The 20,003-nt window shown below is 73.3% G+C and carries 18 protein-coding genes; 8 read left to right on the top strand and 10 right to left on the bottom strand.

Annotated elements, in window-relative coordinates; genetic code table 11:
* Positions 1-59 precede the first annotated feature (59 nt).
* The gene (gene zwf / locus HT134_RS03280; RefSeq protein WP_217707469.1) at positions 60-1,478 is read right to left on the bottom strand and encodes a glucose-6-phosphate dehydrogenase; all 1,419 of its coding nucleotides are present in this window, start codon (positions 1,476-1,478) and stop codon (positions 60-62) included.
* Positions 1,479-1,719: 241 nt separating this feature from the next.
* Here zwf and HT134_RS03275 point away from each other — a divergent pair, with 241 nt between their 5' ends.
* Positions 1,720-2,901 (top strand): ROK family transcriptional regulator, encoded by a 1,182-nt coding sequence (locus tag HT134_RS03275; protein ID WP_175598734.1) that lies wholly within the window; start codon positions 1,720-1,722, stop codon positions 2,899-2,901.
* A gap of 313 nt (positions 2,902-3,214) precedes the next feature.
* Here the strand turns inward: HT134_RS03275 and HT134_RS03270 are convergent, their stop codons facing one another.
* A complete protein-coding gene (locus HT134_RS03270) occupies positions 3,215-3,751 on the bottom strand; it encodes a hypothetical protein (RefSeq protein ID WP_175598733.1) in 537 nt (178 codons plus the stop codon).
* A gap of 258 nt (positions 3,752-4,009) precedes the next feature.
* The gene (locus HT134_RS03265; RefSeq protein ID WP_175598732.1) at positions 4,010-4,888 is read right to left on the bottom strand and encodes a DUF2470 domain-containing protein; all 879 of its coding nucleotides are present in this window, start codon (positions 4,886-4,888) and stop codon (positions 4,010-4,012) included.
* 76 nt (positions 4,889-4,964) lie between these two features.
* Between HT134_RS03265 and rpsD the strand changes: the two genes are divergently transcribed.
* On the top strand, positions 4,965-5,579 hold the full coding sequence (rpsD, locus tag HT134_RS03260) for a 30S ribosomal protein S4 (protein WP_175600088.1): 615 nt from the start codon (positions 4,965-4,967) through the stop codon (positions 5,577-5,579).
* Here the strand turns inward: rpsD and HT134_RS03255 are convergent.
* Both HT134_RS03255 and HT134_RS03250 read right to left on the bottom strand, forming a co-directional pair.
* Entirely contained in the window at positions 5,567-6,445 is an 879-nt protein-coding gene (locus HT134_RS03255; protein WP_175598731.1) for an ion transporter, read from the bottom strand. The two genes, rpsD and HT134_RS03255, sit on opposite strands and share 13 nt — an antisense overlap.
* Before the next feature lie 65 nt (positions 6,446-6,510).
* On the bottom strand, positions 6,511-6,987 hold the full coding sequence (locus HT134_RS03250) for a nitroreductase family deazaflavin-dependent oxidoreductase (RefSeq protein ID WP_175598730.1): 477 nt from the start codon (positions 6,985-6,987) through the stop codon (positions 6,511-6,513).
* Between the two features lie 102 nt (positions 6,988-7,089).
* On the opposite strand from HT134_RS03250, the gene HT134_RS03245 reads away from it, so the two are divergent.
* Positions 7,090-7,401 (top strand): DUF4190 domain-containing protein, encoded by a 312-nt coding sequence (locus tag HT134_RS03245; protein ID WP_175598729.1) that lies wholly within the window; start codon positions 7,090-7,092, stop codon positions 7,399-7,401.
* On the opposite strand, the gene HT134_RS03240 is transcribed toward HT134_RS03245, so the two are convergent.
* Positions 7,324-8,034, bottom strand: a complete 711-nt coding sequence (locus HT134_RS03240; protein ID WP_175598728.1) for a TetR/AcrR family transcriptional regulator — start codon at positions 8,032-8,034, stop codon at positions 7,324-7,326. The genes HT134_RS03245 and HT134_RS03240 overlap by 78 nt on opposite strands.
* A gap of 61 nt (positions 8,035-8,095) precedes the next feature.
* Here HT134_RS03240 and HT134_RS45215 point away from each other — a divergent pair, with 61 nt between their 5' ends.
* Positions 8,096-8,842, top strand: a complete 747-nt coding sequence (locus HT134_RS45215; protein ID WP_246363533.1) for an ABC transporter ATP-binding protein — start codon at positions 8,096-8,098, stop codon at positions 8,840-8,842.
* Positions 8,839-9,576, top strand: coding sequence for an ABC transporter permease (locus tag HT134_RS45210; protein ID WP_312887940.1), 738 nt, complete (start codon positions 8,839-8,841; stop codon positions 9,574-9,576). The genes HT134_RS45215 and HT134_RS45210 overlap by 4 nt, the downstream gene beginning before the upstream one ends.
* A 43-nt stretch (positions 9,577-9,619) precedes the next feature.
* Here HT134_RS45210 and HT134_RS03230 read toward each other — a convergent pair whose 3' ends face one another.
* Positions 9,620-10,984, bottom strand: coding sequence for a S8 family peptidase (locus HT134_RS03230; RefSeq protein WP_175598727.1), 1,365 nt, complete (start codon positions 10,982-10,984; stop codon positions 9,620-9,622).
* 167 nt (positions 10,985-11,151) lie between these two features.
* Between HT134_RS03230 and HT134_RS03225 the strand changes: the two genes are divergently transcribed.
* Complete coding sequence (locus tag HT134_RS03225; RefSeq protein WP_175598726.1) at positions 11,152-13,182, top strand: spermine/spermidine synthase domain-containing protein; 2,031 nt, start codon at positions 11,152-11,154, stop codon at positions 13,180-13,182.
* A 52-nt stretch (positions 13,183-13,234) separates the two neighbouring features.
* Here the strand turns inward: HT134_RS03225 and HT134_RS03220 are convergent, their stop codons facing one another.
* Positions 13,235-14,998: an LCP family protein gene (locus HT134_RS03220; protein WP_175598725.1), complete on the bottom strand. Its 1,764-nt coding sequence runs from the start codon at positions 14,996-14,998 to the stop codon at positions 13,235-13,237.
* Positions 14,999-15,128: 130 nt separating this feature from the next.
* A complete protein-coding gene (locus tag HT134_RS03215) occupies positions 15,129-16,412 on the bottom strand; it encodes a neutral zinc metallopeptidase (protein WP_246363532.1) in 1,284 nt (427 codons plus the stop codon).
* 492 nt (positions 16,413-16,904) lie between these two features.
* On the opposite strand from HT134_RS03215, the gene HT134_RS03210 reads away from it, so the two are divergent.
* Both HT134_RS03210 and folP read left to right on the top strand, forming a co-directional pair.
* A complete protein-coding gene (locus HT134_RS03210; protein ID WP_175598724.1) occupies positions 16,905-17,774 on the top strand; it encodes a LysR family transcriptional regulator in 870 nt (289 codons plus the stop codon).
* A 431-nt stretch (positions 17,775-18,205) separates the two neighbouring features.
* On the top strand, positions 18,206-19,111 hold the full coding sequence (gene folP / locus HT134_RS03205; RefSeq protein ID WP_175598723.1) for a dihydropteroate synthase: 906 nt from the start codon (positions 18,206-18,208) through the stop codon (positions 19,109-19,111).
* Here folP and HT134_RS03200 read toward each other — a convergent pair.
* Positions 19,108-19,959, bottom strand: a complete 852-nt coding sequence (locus HT134_RS03200) for a CPBP family intramembrane glutamic endopeptidase (RefSeq protein ID WP_175598722.1) — start codon at positions 19,957-19,959, stop codon at positions 19,108-19,110. The two genes, folP and HT134_RS03200, sit on opposite strands and share 4 nt — an antisense overlap.
* Positions 19,960-20,003: the final 44 nt, after the last annotated feature.

Raw genomic sequence — 20,003 nt, 5'->3', positions numbered from 1 at the left:
GGTCGGGCTCGGGTTCGGGGTCGGGCTCGGCTTCTCGGTCCGGCGGCGGTCGCGGGCGGTCATGAGACGTCCTCGTGCCAGGCCCGGCCGCTGCGGGCGAGCAGCTCGTGCGCGCCGGCCGGCCCGGCCGAGCCCGCCGGGTACGGCTCGGGCAGCTGGTCCGACGCCTCCCAGGTGGCGAGGATGGGGTCGATCCACCGCCAGGCGGCCTCGACCTCGTCGCGGCGCATGAACAGGGTCGGGTTGCCGGCCAGCACGTCCATGAGCAGCCGCTCGTACGCCTCCGGCACCCGCGCGGTGAACGTCTCGCCGAAGCTGAGGGTCAACGGCACCGGCTTGAGCGTGACCTCGCCCGCGCCCGGCTCCTTGGCCATGATGTGCAGCCGGATGCCCTCCTCGGGCTGCAGCCGCAGGACGAGGCGGTTGGGCGTGCCGCCCGGGAAGATGGAGTGCGGCACGTCCTTGAACTGCACCACGATCTCCGAGACGCGGCGCGGCAGCCGCTTGCCGGTGCGCAGGTAGAACGGCACCCCGGCCCAGCGCCAGTTGCGGATCTCGGCGCGGATCGCGGTGAAGGTCTCCACCCGCCGCGACTCGTCGGTGGGCGGGGTGGAGGCGGGCTCGTCCAGGTAGCCGGGCATGTCGCCGCTCTCCACGTACTGGCCGCGCACGGTGAACCGCTCGACCTCGCCGCCGGTGATCGGCCGCAGCGCCTGCAGCACCTTGACCTTCTCGTCGCGGATCGCCTCGCGGTCGTTGCGGGCCGGCGGCTCCATCGCGGTCAGGCAGAGAAGCTGGAGCAGGTGGTTCTGCACCATGTCGCGCAGGGCCCCCGCGTGGTCGTAGTAGCCGCGCCGGCCCGGCGTGCCCACGGTCTCGGCGGCGGTGATCTGGACGTGGTCGATCCACAGCGAGTTCCAGATCGGCTCCAGGAAGGCGTTGGCGAAGCGGAGCACGAGCAGGTTCTGCACGGTCTCCTTGCCCAGGTAGTGGTCGATGCGGAAGATCTGCCGCTCGTCGAAGATGGCGCCGACCTCGTCGTTGATGCGCTGCGCGCTGACCAGGTCGTGGCCGAGGGGCTTCTCCAGCACCACGCGGGAGCGGGGCGTCACCAGGCCGGCGGCGGCCAGCTCGCGGCAGAAGACGCCGAACGTGCGGGGCGGGCTGGCCAGGTAGAACACCCGGTCGCGGTCCTCGTGCCCGGCCAGCAGCGCCGACAGCGCGTCCCAGCCGGACCGGTCGGCGCCGCCGTCGGCCACGCGGCCGCCCACGTCGATCGACACGTGGTGCAACCGGCCCAGGAAACGCCGCCACACCTCGGGGTCGCCGCCGGGGATCCGGTCGCGTACCTCGGCGTCCACCTTGCCGCGGAAGTCCTCGTCGGTCAGGCCGCCGCGGGACATCGCGATCACCCGCGTGCCGGGGGCGAGCCGTCCCTCGCGGTCGCCGTGGTACAGCGCCGGCAGCAGTTTGCGCATGGACAGGTCGCCGGTGCCGCCGAAGACGATCAGGTCGGCGGTGTGCGCGGTTTCGGGGACGGCGGGTGCGGTGGCGCCGGGTGACGAGCTCAGGGGGGACACGACGAGGCTCCGTTGATCTATCAAGAAGGACAGAACGGACACTAGCCAGAGTTCGGGTCGTAGACAAGCAGAGTTTTGACATGTGAGATAAAAAAGTCGCGACTTTTCATTACCTAATGTCCTGTGATTCACTTAGCCGATGCCTCGACGTACCGCCGCGACCCTCGCCACGAGTGGCGAGGTGCTGCGCCTCATCCGCTCCGGTGAGGCGGTCACGCGGGCCGACCTGGGCCGGGTGACCGGCCTGTCGCGTCCCGCGGTGCAGTTGCGCGTCGGCGAGCTCATCGAACGGGGCCTCGTCGTGGAGCGGGCCGACGCGCCCTCCACCGGCGGACGCCCGCCCGTGCGGCTGGAGTTCAACGCCGCGGGCGGGGTGGTGCTGGTCGCCGCGCTGGGCGCGAGCCGCACCCGCGTCGCCGTGTGCGACCTCGCCGGCCGTGAGCTGGCCGGCCGCGACTTCGCCATCGACGTCGAGCAGGGCCCCGACGTGGTGCTGCCGCTGCTCCTCGACACCTGGGACGACCTGCTCGGCGACCGCCCGCGCGAGGACGTCAAGGGCGTCGGCATGGGCGTGCCCGCCACCGTCGAGTTCGCGCGGGGCCGCACCGAGAGCGTGCGGGTGATGGCGTCGTGGACCGGCGTGCTCATCCCGCCGATCGTCCGCGAGCGGTTCCCGGTGCCCGTGCTCGTCGACAACGACGTGAACGCCCTGGCCATCGGCGAGCACCGCGGCGTCTACCCCGACCTCGACGACCTCATGTTCGTCAAGGTCTCCACCCGGATCGGCGCCGGCGTCATCGCGGGCGGCGGCATCCTGCGCGGCGCGCTCGGCGCGGCCGGCGAGATCGGGCACATCCCGGTCCGCGACGGCGGCGGGGTCCTGTGCCGCTGCGGCAACGTCGACTGCGTCGACTCGGTGGCGAGCGGCACCGCGCTGCTGCGCGACCTGCGCGCGGCCGGCAAGGACGTCAAGACGATCGCCGACGTGACGGCGCTCGTGCGGGCCGGCGACGCCGAGACGATGGCCACCGTACGCGAGGCGGGACGGCGCATCGGCGAGGTGCTGGCCGGCGCGGTCAACATCCTCAACCCGTCGGTGGTGGTGCTCGGGGGAGACGTGGCCGAGGCGTTCGGCCCGCTCGTGTCGAGCATCCGCGAGGTCGTCTACCGCCGCTCGACGGCTCTGGCCACGCGCCGCCTGCGCATCGAGCCGAGCCGCCTGGGCGCGGGCGCGGGGATCAGCGGGTGCGCGGTGATGGTGCTGGACAGCGTCCTGTCACCGGAGGCCGTCGACGAGAGCCTCGCCCACCGCGCCTCCTGACACCACCCGCCGCCCAGGGGCCCCGGCCTGCGCCCGGCGCTCGGCATCCGGGCTCCAGGCTCGCGCTCGGGTCTCCGGGCTCCAGGCTCGCGCTCCGGTGTCCGGGCTCCGGCTGCAGGCCCCCTCTCCAAGCCCCGGCTCCCGGGTCGCCCGCGAGGTGGCGGGGACGTGGTCCGCGTCGCCCCATTCGGCCCCCGGAAGGGGCGCGCCTGACGACTCTCGCGTGGTTGCAGCGCGGCACGCGCCTGCGTCCCGAACGCCTGGCTCCGGACCTCCAGGTGAGGAGGCAGGACGGCGAGCGGAAGGTCCGCGGTCAGTCCGCGGCGTTTCCGTTGCCGTTTCCGTCGCCCGGGCGCCGGGTGTGGCCGGGCGGTGTGTGCCCGGCGGGGTTTCCGGGGGTGCCCGAGACGACGTCCGAGAGCGTGGGCACGGGCGTCGGCGGGACGGTGGCCGGCCTGCGGGAGCGCACCGGGGTGACGGCCGCCTCGCCGGGCGTCACGGGCGGCGCGGTCGTGGTGTGACGGCGCGGGGCCGGGGTGACCCGCGCGGTGCGGGGCGGTGGGGTGACGGTGGGCGGGGCCGTACGGGTGAACCGCGGCGACGGCACGGCCGTGGGCGCGGGACCGTGGTGCGCGGGGCGGGTCACCGGGGCGCTGGCCGTGCTGACCCGCGTGGCCGCGGCCGTGACCGGCGCCGGCGGGCGTCCGCCGCCGTCGGGAAGGCTGACCGGGGACAGCGACGCGCCGCCCAGCTCACCGAGGCCGAGGATCGCCGCCGCGCTCAGCATCACCACGCCGGTCAGCACACCGGCGGCCATCAGGACACGTCTGCGCGGCTCGGTCTCGGTCACAGCCGCCGATGATAGTGAGTGGGGGAAGCCGGATGGGCCGCCCCGCGACAATCGTGATCAAGATGGTGGCCGGTGCCTGGTGCGCGGCCCCGCCCGGCTGGGTGCCGATGCCTGGTGCGCGGCCCCGCCCCGCTGGATGCCGACGCCTGGTGGGCGGCCCGTGCCCGGCTGGGTGCCGGTGCCTCGTGGGTGGCGCGCGGTGGGCGTGCCCCTGCCCGGTGTCGTCGCCGGTCGGGTCGGGTCGGGTCGTGTCCGGCTTCAGCAGGTGCACATCAGGCCGCGCAGCGCGGCCTCCAGGTCGTGGCCCGTCGCCACCGTGGCCGGCCACGGGAAGCGGACCAGCGACTCCTCCACGCGCACCGTCGCGCCGTACCTGTCGAGCTCCCACAGCCACACCTCGCCGCACCGCGAGCCGCCGGGAGCACCGGGGCTGCCGCAGCCGCCCGCGCCCGCCCCGCTGCCGACCCGGTCGTCGTGGAGAGCGCCGGCGTGCCCGGTGCCGCCGCGCGGACCCTCGCCCGCGATCCAGCTCTGGTCCGCGAGCCGGCCTTCCTCCGCGAGAAGGCCCTCGCCCGCGAGGGCGGGCTCGCCGAGCAGGGCCGCCACGCCGTTCGCGAGCTGCGCCCGGTGTGCCTCGTTGACGTGGGCCAGGACGCGCTCCGCCGTCTCCGTCAGCGGGTCGGCGACGGCGTCGAGGTACTCGCCGGCGTCCAGGACGCCCGACTCGTGCCCGGTCAGGTAGACGACCTGCGCCACGTCCAGCCGCAGCAGCCGGGGCGCGGACGGCTCGCCGAAGCGCTCCAGCGCCGTGAACAGCGCCTCGTCCGCGCTGCGCGCCGCGACCGCGACGGCCGCCGCCCGCGCCTCCTCCGCCGGCACCGCCATCGCCCAGCCCTGCACCTCCAGCAGCCCGCGCGGGTGCTCGGCCGCGCCCAGGCGGCGCGTCGCGGTGAGGTTGACCGCGACCACGGCGTCCTCGCGCAGGCCGTGCAGCGGCTCGCCGGGCCGCACCAGCAGCACGGGCCGGCCGCGCTCGTCCACGCCGCCGGTCGCGGGGCAGGGGACGCCGTCGAGGGACACCCGGGCGACGGAGGAGGTCGCGGCGAGCGTGCGGACGCGTTCGGCGATGGGCGGCATGGCGGCTCCTTGAGATCAACGCGAAGACTAGGTTAGCCTTACCTAAGTAAGGATTACCTAATCACATGAGGTGAACGTGCGCTACACCGGTCCCAAGGTGCGGCTGTCCCACCGCGCGGGCGTGCCGCTGACCAGGAAGGCCCTCCGCTACTTCGAGCAGCGTCCCTACCCGCCGGGCGAACACGGCCGCAAGACCAACCGCCGCACCACCGGCGACTACGGCCTGCGCCTGATGGAGAAGCAGAAGCTGCGCTGGTACTACGACGTGTCCGAGCGCCAGCTCCGCCGCTACTGGGACCTGGCCGTGCGCAAGCCCGGCGCGTCCGGCGCGGAGCTGGTCACCCTGCTGGAGAGCCGCCTGGCCTCCCTCGTGCTGCGCGCCGGACTCGCGCCGTCCATCTACGCGGCCCGCCAGTACGTCACGCACGGCCACATCGCCGTGGACGGCCGCAAGGTGGACATCCCCAGCTACCTCGTCAAGCCCGGCCAGGTCGTCTCGGTCCGGGAGCGGTCGCGGCGCATGCAGCCGTTCGTGGCCGCGGCCGAGGGGATCCACGCCGACGAGCGGATCGCGCCGTACCTGTCGGTGGACCACGCCGAGCTGCGCTTCACGCTGACGGCCCGGCCGGAGCGTGAGCAGATCACGGTGCCGGTGGACGAGCAGCTCGTCGTGGAGTTCTACTCCCGCTGAGCTCCCGCCGGAAGCCCGCCGGCCCGGGCGGCCCCGTCGAGGACGCCGTCGCGCCGCAGGGCGGCGACCTCGCGGCGCAGCGCCGCCAGCTCCTCCAGGACGGCGCGGTGGGCGGCGGCCGACTCCTCCAGGGCGGCGCGGGCCGAGGCCGCCGGCTCGTCGCCGGCCCCGCGCGGCTCGGCGCGCTCGCCGGCCGACTCCTCGTCCATCGCGCTCACCACCACCGCCATGAACAGGTTGAGCACGATGAACGTCGAGATCAGGATGAACGCGGTGAAGAAGATCCAGGCCGACGGGTGCAGGGTCATCACCTGCCGGGCGATGTTGCCCCAGTCGTCGCCCGTCATGGTCTGGAACAGCGTGAACAGCGAGGCGGGCAGACTGCCGAAGCGCTCGGGCGCGGCCCCGCCGTACAGCTTGGTGGCCATCACCCCCGCCACGTACAGCACCAGGGCGAGCAGCACCACGATGGAGCTCATCCCCGGCATGGCGCGCAGCAGCGCCGACACCACGCGGCGCAGGCTGGGCACCACCGACAGCAGGCGCAGCGCCCGCAGGATCCGCAGCGAGCGCAGCACCGACAGGCCGCCGGTCGAGGGGACCAGCGCGATGGCGACGATCAGCGCGTCGAAGATGTTCCAGGGGTCGCGCAGGAAGCGGGCCCGCTCGGCGTAGACCTTGGCGAGCAGCTCGGCGACGAAGACGTAGAGCGCGGCGTGGTCGATCACCTTGAGCGTCGCCTCGTGCCCCGCGGCGATCGCGGGCACGGTCTCCAGGCCGAGGGTGGCGGCGTTGATGAGGATGACGACGACGATGAGCTGCTGGAAACGGCGGCTCGTGACGACGGCGTGAACGCGTTCGCGCACGGGAGGGGGCTCCTAGGGATCTCGGTGGTACCCCACCATCATCCCGCAGACGATCACGCTGTTGATCATCTCGGGGTCAGGCGGAAGACCCGCAGCTCCCTGCCGCCCGCCGTCTCCACGTACCGCTCGTAGAGCGGCCACTGCTCCACCAGCCCGCGCCAGGCCGCCTCGCGCTCCTCGCCGGTCAGCAGCCTGGCCGTCACGGGGATCTCGCGGCCCTTGTAGGTGACGGCGGCCTGCGGCGTCTTCAGCAGGTTGCCGGTCCAGGCCGGGTGCTTCTCGCGGCCGAAGTTGCTGCCGACGACGAGGAAGCCGCCGCCGGGCTCGGGCCGGCAGGCCAGCGGCGAGTGGCGCGGCTGTCCCGTCCTGGCGCCGGTCGTGGTGAGCACGAGCGAGGGCACCACGTGGTCGCTGCTGATCACCTTGCCGCGGGTCAGCCGGTACAGGGCGCGGTCCAGCTTGGGGACGAACCGGGGGCCGACCCTGAGGAACCAGTCGGTCGAGGCCATCCACTGGGCGAAGGGCTTGAGGACCTGGATCATGCCGCGAGTGTAGCCGTAGCAAGCGCTAGGTCAAATGCCTGGGCGGTCGTCTTCGTGGTATAAAAAACCGGCTGTCAGGCGACCGACGAGGGGCGTGCGCAGATGTCCTATCCCAACTACGGCCCTTCTCCCTACGGGCCGCCGCCCCAGACCCACCCCAACGGCACGACGATCCTCGTGCTGGGCATCCTCAGCCTGGTCGTGTGCGGCCTGCTCGGCCCGTTCGCGTGGGTGATGGGCAACAAGGCGCTGCGCGAGATCGACGGCAGCGGCTACTACTTCGAGAACCGCGGCATGGTGCAGGCCGGTCGCATCTGCGGCATCGTGAGCACCTGCCTATGGGCGGCCATGGTCGCCCTCTACGTGATCATCTTCGTGGTCGCCGGCGGCCTCGCCGTCATCAGCAACAACTAGCGGGCGCCGGCCGTAGTCGCCGATCCCCGACTCCAGCAGGTCGAACAGCGCTTCGGCCTGCTCGCGCAGCCACGCCTCGGTCTCGCGCGGGCTCTCGCCCGCCGCCCGGCGGCGCAGCGCGTGCCGTGACAGCAGCCGCGTCGTGCTGAGGATCTGCGCCGCCACCAGCTCCGGACGTACGTCGTCGGGGTCGGCGCCGGTCTCCTCCGCGATGGCGGCGGCCACGCACGCCATCACCTGACGCTCGATCTCCAGCGTCCGCGCCCGCAGCGCGGGGCTCTCCGCGATCACGCGTCCGAACACCTCGGCCCCCTCGTGGAAGCCGTAGCGCCAGTCGCCGGTGTCGAGCGCGTCGAGGAAGTCGCGCCGGAAGGCGTCCGCCACGCTCTCGCCGGGCCGCCGGTCACGGACGACCCCCCGGTAGATCTCCTCCAGATCGGCCTGCCGGTCGAGGAACAGGTCCTCCTTGGTGCCGAAGTAGTTGAAGACGGTGTTGACGGACACGTCGGCCGCGCGCGCCACCTCCGCCACCGTGACCTGGTCGAAGCCGCGCATCAGGAACAGGCCCGTGGCCATGTCGGAGATCCGCCGGCGGGTCTCCCGCTTCTTGCGCTCGCGCAGTCCTTCCTCCATGGGGCCATGCTACCCAACTTGCAGTCACTCCAAAATTGTGGCTACTGTAATTTTGGAGGCGATGAAATTGATCGAGACCCAAGGTCTGACGAAGACCTTCAAGAACGGCGTGCAAGCCGTCAAAGGCGTGGACATCACGGTCGAGGCCGGCCAGATCGTGGGCTTCCTCGGCCCGAACGGCGCCGGCAAGAGCACGACCATGCGCATGCTCACCACGCTCCTGGCCCCCACCTCGGGGAGCGCCACGGTCGCGGGCCACGACCTGCTCGCCGACCCGGCGGGCGTGCGGCGGCGCATCGGCTACGTCTCGCAGTCCGGCGGCGTCAACCTCGCCGCCCCACCGGCCGGCGACCTGGTGCTGCAGGCCATGCTGTACGGCATGGACCGCGCGCGGGCGCGCGAGCGCGTCGCCGAGGTGCTGGCCCTGCTGGAACTCACCGGCATGGAGCACCTGCCCGGCGGAGCGTTGTCGGGCGGCCAGCGCCGCCGCTTCGATCTGGCGTTCGGGCTGCTGCACCGCCCGCCGCTGCTCTTCCTCGACGAGCCCACCACGGGGCTCGACCCCCAGAGCCGCGCCCACCTCTGGGACCACATCCGCGCGCTGCGCGCCGACCACGGGATGACGGTGTTCCTCACCACGCACTACCTCGACGAGGCCGACGCGCTCTGCGACCGCCTCCTGATCATCGACGACGGCCGGATCGTCGCCGAGGGCGCCCCGGCGGAGCTGAAGGCCGGCGGGCGCACCCTCGACGACGTCTTCCTCGACATCACCGGCCGCTCGCTGCGCGAGGAGGTGCCCGCGTGATCGGGTCCGCGGCCCGCGACACGTGGCTGCTCTTCCGCCACAACCTCGCCACCACGTTCCAGCAGAAGTTCGGCCTCGTCTTCGGCGCGATCCAGCCGATGGTGTTCCTCGTGCTGTTCGGGCCGATCTTCGCCACGATCGGCACCTGGGAGACGCTCGTGCCCGGCCTGATCGTGCAGCTCGGGCTCGTGAGCACCGGCATGGCCGGGTTCGGCGTGGTCTTCGAGCGGCGCTTCGGGGTGCTGGAACGGCTGCGCGTCACCCCGGCCAGCCGCCTGGCGCTGCTGCTCGGCCGGGTGCTCAACAACGTCGCCGCGCTCGTCGTGCAGACCCTGGTGCTCGTCGCCGCCGGCTACGCGTTCGGGCTGCGGGCCCCGGCCGCCGGCCTGCTCGCGGGGCTCGCGCTGGTCGTCGTGCTGGGCGCGAGCCTCGCCTCGCTGTCGTACGCGGTGGCGCTCACCATCGACGAGAACCTGTTCGCGCCCGTGATGAGCACCGTCGTCATGCCGCTGGCGCTGCTGTCGGGCTCGTTCCTGCCGATGTCGATGGCGCCCGGCTGGCTCGACGTGCTCTCGCGGATCAGCCCGTTCCGGTACGTGCTGGAGGCGCTGCGCGACCTGTTCGCCGGGCACTACGCCACCGGCACCGTGGGGCTCGGCGTGGCGGTGACCGCGGCGCTGGCCGTGGTGAGCGTCGCCGTCGGCACCCGCGTGTTCAGCCGCGCGAACGCCTGAACACGCGGGCGGCCCCACCAGGGGTCAGGCGGCGGACCGGCGCTCAGGCGGCGGACCGGCGCCGCAGCGCCGCCACGATCCCGTCCGGGTCGATGACCCCGTACCCGTAGTCGAAGTCGAAGCCCACCGCGCTGCGGTCGTCGGCGGTGCGGCGCAGCAGCGCCCGCAGCTGCGACGGCGACAGCCGGGTGCACGGCCAGCGGGTGCGGATCGCCGCGACGAGCCCGGCGGCGACCGGCGTGGCCGCCGAGGTGCCCGAGTCGGGCTCGGCGTCGCCGAACGCCCGCGAGCCGGAGAAATGCGTGTAGGCGCACACGTCCGGCTTGCGGGCGGTCAGCCGCCCGGGCCCCTGCGACGAGTAGCCGACCCGCTCGCCGCTGATGTCGACGCCGCCGACGGACAGCGCCTTGGCGTGGGAGTTGGCCCCGACGATCGGCCGGTCGGGGTAGGCGCAGCGGCCGTCACGGCACTGGCGGCCGCAGTTGCCCGCCGCGAACAGCACGTCGGCCCCCGCCTCGTCCAGAGCGGTGACCATGAGGTTGAACGGATGCGCCGGGTTGTCGGAGTAGTTGCCCGGATGGCCGACCGGGAAGTCCCACTCGGGGGAGAACGACCCCCACGAGTTGGACACCACCAGGGCCCGCGTCTCGGCGGGCTGCGCCGCCAGCACCCCGCGCAGGTGCGCGAACGCGGCCACCGCGTCCGACAGCAGCCCGTCGAGCGCCGAGCCGCCGGGACGGCGCGACAGCAGCACCGGCACGTCCACGAGCGTGGCCCTGGGGGCGCCGATGAGCGTGTCGAAGGCGCACATCGTGCCGTGGTTCACCGCGAACTGGCCCGGCCGCCCGTCGACCCCGGCCGGAATCCAGCTCCGCGCCGCGTCGAGGATGACGTCGCGGCCGAGCTGCCGCTCGGTGTGGGCGAGGTTGATCCCGGTGTCGAGCACGGCCAGCGCCACGCCGGCCCCGTCGAGCCCCTCGGCGCGCAGCGCGTCGGCGCCGAGCAGCCGCTCCACGTCGTGCCAGGTGCCGACGGGCGGGTCGCCGCCGCAGGTCAGCGTGGTGTGGATGACCGGGTCGGCGAACACGCCGGTGACGTCGGGCCGCAGCGACGACAGCATGGCGACGCGGGCGGCCACCTCGTCGTCGGCGATGACGCCGCGCACCAGCACCGAGGCGTCCTCGGCGGCCAGCGAGAAGCCGAGCGGCTGGTTGAGCGACAGCGGGTCGCCGCCGGGCGGCGGCACCGGGCGCGGCAGGGCGACCGGCGCGTACGCGTGGTCGAGCGCGACGCCGGGCAGGCCGTCGGCCACGTCGGCCACGGTGGCGCCGCGGCCGGGATCGGCGGGCCGGTTGACGACGGCCTCGACGACGTCGGGGGAGGGGCGGAGCTGGATGAGCACGCGCATGGGGTCACCACCCGGGGGATCGAACGAACGGACGCCCCCACATTCCTGCATCCGCGGGGGCGCGTCCAGCGGTTCACGCACGGCTGACCTGCTGAAACACCGCGAAGCGGGCGAACCGGCCGCGGTGGGCTTCCGCGTGGCCGATCAGTTCACTACGGTGAGGCGGCATGACGCTCCAGGCCCCCCAGGCGCGCACCGGCGACCACTGGCTGGCGGTGCGGCCGAGACTCGTCCTCGCCAGCGCCTTCATGCTCTTCCTGGAGCTGGCCCTGATCCGCTGGACCGGCTCGAACATCGTCCATTTGAGCTACTTCACGAACTTCGTGCTGCTCGGCTCGTTCCTCGGCATCGGGCTCGGCTTCCTGCGCGTGGGCCGGGCCAAGGGCCAGCCCTACTACTCGCCCGTCGTGCTGTTCGGGCTGGTCGTCCTGGTCATCATGTTCCCGGTCACCGTCGACCGCGACACCGAGGGCGTCCTGTACTGGACGAGCCTGGCCACCAAGGGGCCGCCCGCGTGGCTCATCCTGCCGGTGATCTTCTGCGCGGCGGCGCTCGTCCTCATGGGGCCCGCCGAGCTGGTCGGCCGGTGCTTCCCCGAGCTGCCGCGCCTGGAGGCCTACCGTTACGACCTCATCGGCAGCCTCACCGGCATCGCCGCCTTCACCGCGCTGTCCTTCCTCGGCGCGCCGCCCGTCTTCTGGGGCGTCGTCGCCGCCCTGGCCTACGGGGCGCTGCTCACGCCGCGCCCGCTCGTGTCCTACCTCGGGCTCGTCACCGTGCCGTCCCTGGCCGTCGTCGCGCTGCTCCTGGCCGAGACGCTGACCGCCGGCGCGCTGTGGTCGCCGTACTACAAGGTCACCTTCCAGCAGAAGAACGTGCTCGGCGTGCCGGTGACCGACATCTCCGTCAACGGCATCCCGCACCAGCAGGCCGTCCCCGCCGCCGCCCGGCTCCAGTGGGAGCGCCAGTACGGCCTGCCGTACGAGCGGGCCGCCACGCCGCCCCGCGACGTGCTCATCGTCGGCGCGGGCAGCGGCACCGACGTCGCCATCGCGCTGTCCAAGGGCGTCTCCCGGGTCGACGCCGTCGAGATCGACCCCAAGCTGCGCGAGCTGGGCGGCTCCAAGCACCCCGACCACCCCTACGACGACCCGCGCGTGACCACGCACATCACCGACGGCCGCGCGTTCCTGGAGCGCACCTCCGCCAAGTACGACCTGATCCTGTTCGCGCTGCCCGACTCGCTCACGCTCGTGTCGGGGGCCAGCTCGCTGCGCCTGGAGAGCTACCTGTTCACCGAGGAGGCCATGCGGGCCGCCCGCGACCACCTCAAACCGGGCGGCGCCTTCTCGATGTACAACTACTACCGCGAGAGCTGGCTGGTCGACCGGCTGGCCTCGACGGTGCGGGCGGCCTTCGGCCACGCCCCGTGCGTCGACGTGGTCAGCACCGCCGGGCAGCAGGCCGTCATCACGGCCGGCCTGACCCCCGCCGCGCAGCGCTGCGCCGCCCCCTGGGCCGGGCCCACGGCCGGCACCCCGCCGCCCGCGGGCGACGACCGGCCGTTCCTCTACCTCAAGGACCGCACGATCCCGCCGATCTACCTCATCACCCTGGGCCTGATCCTCGCGGTCAGCCTCGTCGCCGTGCGCGCCGTGGCCGGCCCCTACCGGCGGATGCGTCCGTACGCCGACCTGTTCCTGCTCGGCGTCGCGTTCATGCTGCTGGAGACCAAGAGCGTGACCGGGTTCGCGCTGCTGTTCGGCACGACGTGGGTGGTCAACGCCGTGGTGTTCGCGGGGGTGCTCGTGGCGGTGCTCGCCGCCGTCGAGGTGACGCGCCGCTTCCGCACCCCGCCGCTGCCCGTCATGTACGGCGTGCTGCTCGCCGGCCTGCTGCTGGCCTGGCTGGTGCCCAACACGTGGCTGCTGTCGCTGCCGCTGCCGCTGCGGGCCGTCGCCGCGGTCGTGGTCGCGTTCCTGCCGATCTTCGCGGCGAACGTCGTCTTCGCCAAGCGGTTCGCCGACACGGCCGACGCGACGACCTCGTTCGGGGCCAACCTGCTGGGCGCGATGGTGGGCGGCTGCCTGGAGTACCTCGCGCTGGTGATCGGCTACAAGGGGCTGCTGATCGTCGCGGCCGTGCTCTACCTGGGCGCGTTCGCGCTGCTGCCCCGCAAGGGCGCGGTCCCCGCCTGAGACGGGACCGGCCTCCCCTCTCGCCGATCACGGGAGGGGAGGCCGGGAGGCGTCACAGGCCGCAGAGCTCCTCGAGTGTCTTGGCCGTCTTCTGGGAGCCGTTGCGGGTCGGCGTCTGGCTCGGCCGCGCGGCCGTCGCCGGGCTGGACGAGGTCGGCGCCCCCGTCGAGGGCGCGTCGGGCGAGGCGCTGACGTTCGCCGCCTGGGCGCGGCGCGGCTTGACCGAGTCGGAGATCGCCTTGGCCGCGTACCGGCGGATCTTGGCCCAGTCGGCGGAGCCCGGCCAGAAGTCCGGCGGCACGAACTGCATGCTGGTGATCTTGGCGCTCTTCACCTTCAGCGCCAGGTCCGCCAGATGCGGGAGCAGATCCTGAGGGATGTTGGTCTGCGCCAGGCGCTTCGCCCCTGCCATGATCTTGCTGAAGTTGGTCAGGATCTTGTTGGGGGTGGCCTGCTTGGCGAAGGCGCCGATGACGCAGCGCTGGCGGCCCATGCGGGAGAAGTCGTCGCTGTCGACCCGGGACCGGCCGTACCACAGGGCCTGCTCGCCGGTCAGCTTCCGGTAGCCAGCCTTGATCGTGCCGGCGGTGCCGAAGTGGCCGCCCCACTTCACGTCCTGCTCGACGCGGATCTTGAGGCCGCCGATGGCGTCCACCAGGTCCGCGAAGCCGAACATGTTCATCAGCATGTAGTAGTTGATCTTGAGGTTGAGCGTGTAGCCGATGGCGTCCATCAGCGCCCGGGGGCCCCTGTTGCGGCCGCCCATGAGCTGCGGGTGCTCGTTGGCGTACTGCCAGACCTCGTTGAGCAGGCCGCCGTTCGGCAGCTCGGCCATGTAGCCGTTCGGGAACTGCTTGTGCAGCGGGGACGTCGGCGGGAAGCGCACGTGCTGGAGGTTGCGCGGCAGGCTGAACAGCACCGTGTTGCCCGTCCGGATGTCGATGCTGGCCACGTTCATGCTGTCGGTGCGCACGCCCGTCCGGTTGCCGGCCGCGTCACCGCCGATGAGCAGGAAGTTGACCCGGTCCGCGCCGTTCCACGGATCCGACTGCTTGATCGGCGCGATGGCGGGATCGTCCGGGGTGCTGCGGAAGATGGTCTGGACGGCGTCCCTGGCCGACAGCACGGTCTGCGCGGTCAGCGCGAACGGAGCCATGACCACCACGCACAACATGCCCACCGCGATGCCGGAGACGATCTGGCCCTGCTGGTTCAGCCGGTTGGGACGGAGCGTCACGTACGAGGTCACGATCAGGGCGAACCAGCTCAGCGCGCCCAGCGAGGCGATCACGACGACCTTGAGCATCGCGTCGGTGCTGACCAGGCCCGTGAGGCCCTCCAGGCCGTTGGCCAGGTAGTAGGCCAGCGCGCCGAGCAGCAGCAGCGCGTACACGCCGATCAGCGTCAGGCCCGTGCGGCGGTGCCCGGCGCGCAGGTGCGCGACGCCCGGCACGATCGCGGACAGCGCGGTCCAGCCGAGGATCGAGCCGGCGTTCAGCGGCCTGGCGAAACGCGGCGCGGCCCCGCCCGGACGTCCCGGGCCCCGGCTCCCCTTGCCGCCGCCCTTGCCGTTCGGTCCGCCCTTGCCGTTCGGCCCGCCTTTGCCGGCTTTGCCGCCTTGGCTGCCCGAGGTGGGGGCGGCCTCCTGCGCGGCGGCACGCGGCTCGTCCGCGTCGGGGCCGACCGGCGGCCCGTCCAGGGCTTCGGGGCCCTCCTGAGCGGAGGGGCCCGGCCGGGCGCCGGACGCCGCGCGAGGCCGGCGGGGGCGCCGTTTCCCGCCCCCCGCCGCGGTGTCTACCCCATCGCGCTTGCTCACACCGGCTCCTTCACGCCTACCAGGCAAAACTCGGTTTTGCCCCCCGTTGGGCACAAGATTGCCAGGATTCTAGTCCCCATATAGGGACAACCGAGACATGTGCTCAACCTGAGATGAACGCCGTATGACGTCAGGACGTCGTCGAGGACGGGGCCATCCAGGTGTTGCACTGGTACGTCTGGCTGCGCTCCCAGCCCTGCCGGAACCACCGGTTGTTGTTCGGCGGCGAGCCGTGGTCGCGCGGGTAGCCGGGGTAGTCGCCGACCTTGCTGTAGAGCCAGAACAGGCGGGCCCGGTTGGAGGTGTTCACCGGGTACGACGTGGCGACCGAGCGCATCCACATGCCCGCGAAGCAGGTGGCCTGGAGCTCTAGCCGGCGGCTCAGCGCGAGTTTCCCGGCCCGGTCGCGGGTGTCCAGGGTCTTGTCCCACCAGGAGTCCATCAGGCCCGTCAGGTTCTGGACGTGGTGGCCGTACTCGTGGGCCATCATGCTGATGATCCCGCCGTTCCACGCCAGGATCTGCCCGTACCCCTGGGACCTGCCGTTGCCCCGCGCCATCGCCGACGTCGAGGCGTAGATCGTGTTGTTGCGCGGGCAGTAGTACGGGACCATGTTGCCCGGCTGCGGGTAGTCGCCGCACGCGCCCCGGCCGCGCTTGGCGGCGATCGCGTAGTTCGGCGCGCTGAACGGGATGCCCTGCTTGTCCAGGACCGGCTTCCACGCCCGGTTCATGCACGCGCCTGTCTTCAGGATGAGCGCCTTGAGCTGGGCGTGGTCGAAGACGTTCGCGTTGCCGGCCGGGCAGTTCAGCCGGGGCAGCGAGCCGCCTCGGTAGACCGTGTTCGTCTTCAGGCCGCGGTCCAGCTTGACCTGGGCGGGCGGCTCGGCGGTCTCCTCGGGGGCGCTCGTCTCCGTCGTGCTCGTCCGGGTGGGCCGGTCCCGCGTGGCCGACGGGAACGGGTCCCTGGTGTGCCCTGAGGCCGGCGGCTCGTACGTGGGGATGGCGACGGGTGTGGTCGTGTCGGTGCCGGACGAGCTCCTGAGCGCCACGGTTCCGACGACGAGCAGCACGAACATCGCCGCCACCGAACCGAACACCAGGCCCACGACGCCGGCCGCCGACATGCCCCGCTTCCTGCGCGGCTGCTGCGGCCAGCCGTGCGGGGGCGGGGGAGGGGGCGGCGGGTGCCCGCCGGCGTGGCCCGGCGGGTAGGGCTGCTGGGGCCCCGGCCACGCGGGCCCGCCGGGAGGCGGCGCCTGCCAGGCGGGGCCCTGGGGCGGCGCGGGCGTCCCGCCGTGCGGCGGCATGCCCTGGGACGGCGCCGTGGGCTGTCCGTAGGGGGACGGCGCGGCGGGCGGGCCGTAGGGGCCGGGGCCCTGGGGCGGCGCGGGCGTCCCGCCGTGCGGCGGCATGCCCTGAGGCGGCGCCGTCGGCTGTCCGTAGGGGGACGGGGCGGGGGGCGCCGGTTGCCCGTACGGCGGCTGGGGCGGCGCCGACGGCCGCCCGTGCGGCGGGCCCGGCTGCGGCCCAGGGCCGTACGGCGGGCCGCCCGGGGACGGCGGACCGTAGGGCGCGCCCGGCGGCGGGGGAGGGGTCTGTCCGTCCGGGCGGCCGCGGCCGGGCGGCGGCCACGGCAGCGAGGGTGGCCGCTGGGGCCCTCCAGGCTCCTGGGGCGCAGGGGGATACTGCCCGTTGCCTGTCACGCTGTCTCCCCCAGTGGTCAGTTGTCCGTATTGCGCGACTTGGGACGTCACTTGCCGGAGCTTTGCCAAATTTGGGGCAGAAGCATACTCATTTCTCACCCGTCACGGATGTGACAGCACTCGGTTACGGTCCGAAATCATTCGAGGTGATCTCCGTCATGTTCCCTACCAGTCGGCGGGTGGTGTCCTAGCTTCTTTGCCATGAACCTCCAGCAGCTCCGCTATGTGGTCGCGACTGCGGAGCACCGCACCATGACCGATGCGGCCAGATCGCTCTACATCGCACAGCCTGCGCTTTCGCGTGCGATAAGGGACCTGGAACGCGAACTCGGCCTGACGCTCTTCGCCCGGTCCGGACGCGGTGTCGTCGTCACCGCCCAGGGCCGCCGGGTGGTGAAGCTGGCGAGGGAGGCGCTCGACGCCGTCCACGAGATCGAAGGTCTCGCCAGTCACGCCGGCTCCGCAGAGACGGAGCTGCGCATCGCCTCCACCCCCACCCTCGAACCCGGCCTCGCCGGGCGCCTCCTGCCGGCCTACACGGCCGAGCATCCCGGCGTCCGCGTCCAGATCGTCCGCTGCGAGGGACGTGAGGCCGTGGTCAACGCCATCCGGGAGCAACGCGCCGACCTCGGGCTCACCGACCTGCCCGTGCCGGCCGACCTGATCACGCATCCCCTGGAACGCCAGGAGATCGTGCTGATCTCGCCCCCCGGCATGGAGCTGCCGAACCCGGTGCCGATGGGCCGGCTCGACGGCATGCGCCTCGCGCTGCCCGCCCGCGGGAGCCTCCGGCGCAGGGAGCTGGACGCGATGTTCGGCAAGTACTCCGTCAACCCGGTGGTGGTCCTGGAGACCGACGAGCGCAACGGCTGGCTCAACGCGGTGCGCAGCGGCCGGGCGTCCCTGCTGTGGTACCGGGGCATGGCCGAGCAGGCGGCCCGGGCCGGGCTCGTGGTGCGCTCGCTCGAACCCGCCGTCCGGCGCGTCATCGCCGTCGTCCACGCCCGCCGCCGCCTGCCGCTCATCGCCCAGGACTTCCTGTCCACCGCCGAGAAGGGCTCCGCCGCCTGACGGCGCCGGCCCGATCCCCTCACCCCTCACCCCTCACCCCTCAGCCCGGCGGCTCCCGCAGGGCCCCGGCCCCGCCGCCTGCACCGACCTCCTCCGGTGCCGCCTCTCCTCCGGCCCCGTACCTTGCCGGTACGGCGCCTGTCCGGCCTCGCACCTGCCGACGTGTGGCACCTTCCCCGGCCACCCGCCGCCACGGGTGCGGCGCCCTCCGGAACGGCCCCGCCCGACCCGCGCGGCCCTTCCCGCTCACCACGGCCGGCCGGCAGCCTCGGCCGTCCCGTCCTTCCTGAGGGCTCAGCCCTTCGGCACGGCTCCCGTGACGTCCGTCCGCGCCGGCCTCCCCTGGAACGGTCCTCAGGGCTGCGGGCGGGGGGAGGGAGGGCGGCCGGCGTCGGGCGCCGGCGCCCCGGTGCGCGGTACGCTCGCCCCTGATGAGCACTTTGCGGCTGCGCCACCGGACGTTCGGGCCGGGGGAGTACGCGGTGATGGCCGTGGTCAACCGAACGCCCGACTCGTTCTACGACAAGGGACGCACCTACGGCTTCGGCGCGGCCGTCGAGGCGGTGGACCGGGCCGTCGAGGGCGGCGCGGACATCGTGGACATCGGCGGCGTCAAGGCGGGCCCGGGCGACGAGGTGGACCCCCGTGAGGAGATCCGCCGGGTCGCCGGGCTGGTCGAGGCCGTCCGCCAACGGCACCCCGAGCTGATCATCAGCGTCGACACGTGGCGGGCCGAGGTGGGCGACGTCGTCGCCCGCGCCGGCGCCGACCTGCTCAACGACACCTGGGGCGGCCCCGACCCGGGCCTGGCCGAGGTGGCGGCGCGGCACGGCGTCGGGCTGGTGTGCGCCCACGCCGGCCCGGCCGCCCCGCGCACCCGGCCGCACCGGGTCGCCTACGCCGACGTGGTGGCCGACGTCGTCGCCCACACGGTGTCCCTGGCGCGCGCCGCCGTGGCCGCCGGGGTGCCGCGCGAGTCGATCCTCATCGACCCGGCCCACGACTTCGGCAAGAACACCTACCACTCGCTGGAGGTCAGCCGCAGGCTCGGCGAGATGACGGCGACGGGCTGGCCGGTGCTCGTGGCGGTGTCCAACAAGGACTTCGTGGGCGAGACGCTCGGCGGGCTGCCCGTCGAGGAGCGGCACGCCGGCACCATCGCCACCCTGGCGGTGTCGGCGCTGCTCGGGGCGCGCGTGTTCCGCGTCCACGACGCCGCCTCCGCCCGTACGGCGCTGCGCGAGATCACCCGGCTCGTCCCGTACGCCGGAGACGGAGACGGAGACGGAGCCGGAGACGAGACCGGGGGCGGGGGCGGGGGCGGGTCCCAGGGCTAGTCCGGCGTGGCTCCGTGGGGACGAGCCGCGTCCTCGTCGCGGACCCGCGACCGTGACGGCCGGGCGCGGCGGCATGCGCCGAGCCGCAGGACGCCCACGGCGGCCGCGACGGTGAACAGGGCCGACATGAAGGGAACGGCGGGCCGGTCGTAGTCCGGCAGGTAGGCGACGGTGACGTTGAGCATGGCGTGCATCAGGATCGCCGCCGACACCCCGCCGGTGGCGTTGCGCAGGCCGACCATGATCACCCGAGTCGCGACCGTCCCTGCGAACCAGCCGCCGATCCAGGCCGCGCCATGGCCGACCTGCAGGAGCGGGATCAGATGCCAGACGGCCCAGAAGACCCCGAGGAGCAGCCCCGTCCCCACGGTGCCGAACCGGCGCACCATCGGATCGCAGGCGTAACCGGTCCAGCCCAGCTCCTCGCACGCGGCCCCCACCAGCGCCGCGGCCAACAACAGCGGCAGAACCGCCGGCGCTGCCGGAGGCGCCGAACCGACCTGACCGGTGAGCCACCCCAGGGCCCACGTGAGAGCGCCGATGGCGGCGGGCAGCAGCGCCGCCGCGACGTACCAGCGGGTCCGACCGGCGGGCCGGTCGACGACCCGGGCCAGCAGGCTCACGACGGCGGCCCGGCCGCCCGCGCGGTGGGCCAGAATCGCGGCGGCCAGCCCCGGCACCACGAACATGGCGGCGCTCGCGGGCAGGTCGAGCGCGCCGATGCGGACTGTGGGAGACACGGCCCCCAGGACGAAGAACGGCACCGACAACGCGGTGACGAGCACCAGGAACCGCATCGGGTGGCCGGCGCCATCGCGCGCCGGAATGCCGGCCGCCGGATCTCTCACGGGTCACCGCCTCATCTGTTGAGACACGATATCCCAAGTACCAT

The sequence above is a fragment of the Nonomuraea rhodomycinica genome (assembly GCF_013363995.1).
GTDB classification, from domain to species: domain Bacteria; phylum Actinomycetota; class Actinomycetes; order Streptosporangiales; family Streptosporangiaceae; genus Nonomuraea; species Nonomuraea rhodomycinica.
The sequence above is the reverse complement of the archived record's forward strand: the minus strand, read 5'-3'. Positions and strand labels throughout refer to the sequence as shown.

Excerpts from the sequence above, each read along its gene's own strand:
- zwf (WP_217707469.1), bottom strand. The coding sequence starts at position 1,478 with ATGCGCAAACTGCTGCCGGCGCTGTACCACGGCGACCGCGAGGGACGG.
- HT134_RS03275 (WP_175598734.1), top strand. The coding sequence starts at position 1,720 with ATGCCTCGACGTACCGCCGCGACCCTCGCCACGAGTGGCGAGGTGCTG.
- HT134_RS03265 (WP_175598732.1), bottom strand. The coding sequence starts at position 4,888 with ATGCCGCCCATCGCCGAACGCGTCCGCACGCTCGCCGCGACCTCCTCC.
- HT134_RS03250 (WP_175598730.1), bottom strand. The coding sequence starts at position 6,987 with ATGATCCAGGTCCTCAAGCCCTTCGCCCAGTGGATGGCCTCGACCGAC.
- HT134_RS03245 (WP_175598729.1), top strand. The coding sequence starts at position 7,090 with ATGTCCTATCCCAACTACGGCCCTTCTCCCTACGGGCCGCCGCCCCAG.
- HT134_RS03240 (WP_175598728.1), bottom strand. The coding sequence starts at position 8,034 with ATGGAGGAAGGACTGCGCGAGCGCAAGAAGCGGGAGACCCGCCGGCGG.
- HT134_RS45215 (WP_246363533.1), top strand. The coding sequence starts at position 8,096 with ATGAAATTGATCGAGACCCAAGGTCTGACGAAGACCTTCAAGAACGGC.
- HT134_RS03230 (WP_175598727.1), bottom strand. The coding sequence starts at position 10,984 with ATGCGCGTGCTCATCCAGCTCCGCCCCTCCCCCGACGTCGTCGAGGCC.
- HT134_RS03225 (WP_175598726.1), top strand. The coding sequence starts at position 11,152 with ATGACGCTCCAGGCCCCCCAGGCGCGCACCGGCGACCACTGGCTGGCG.
- HT134_RS03215 (WP_246363532.1), bottom strand. The coding sequence starts at position 16,412 with ATGCCGCCGCACGGCGGGACGCCCGCGCCGCCCCAGGGCCCCGGCCCC.
- HT134_RS03210 (WP_175598724.1), top strand. The coding sequence starts at position 16,905 with ATGAACCTCCAGCAGCTCCGCTATGTGGTCGCGACTGCGGAGCACCGC.
- folP (WP_175598723.1), top strand. The coding sequence starts at position 18,206 with ATGAGCACTTTGCGGCTGCGCCACCGGACGTTCGGGCCGGGGGAGTAC.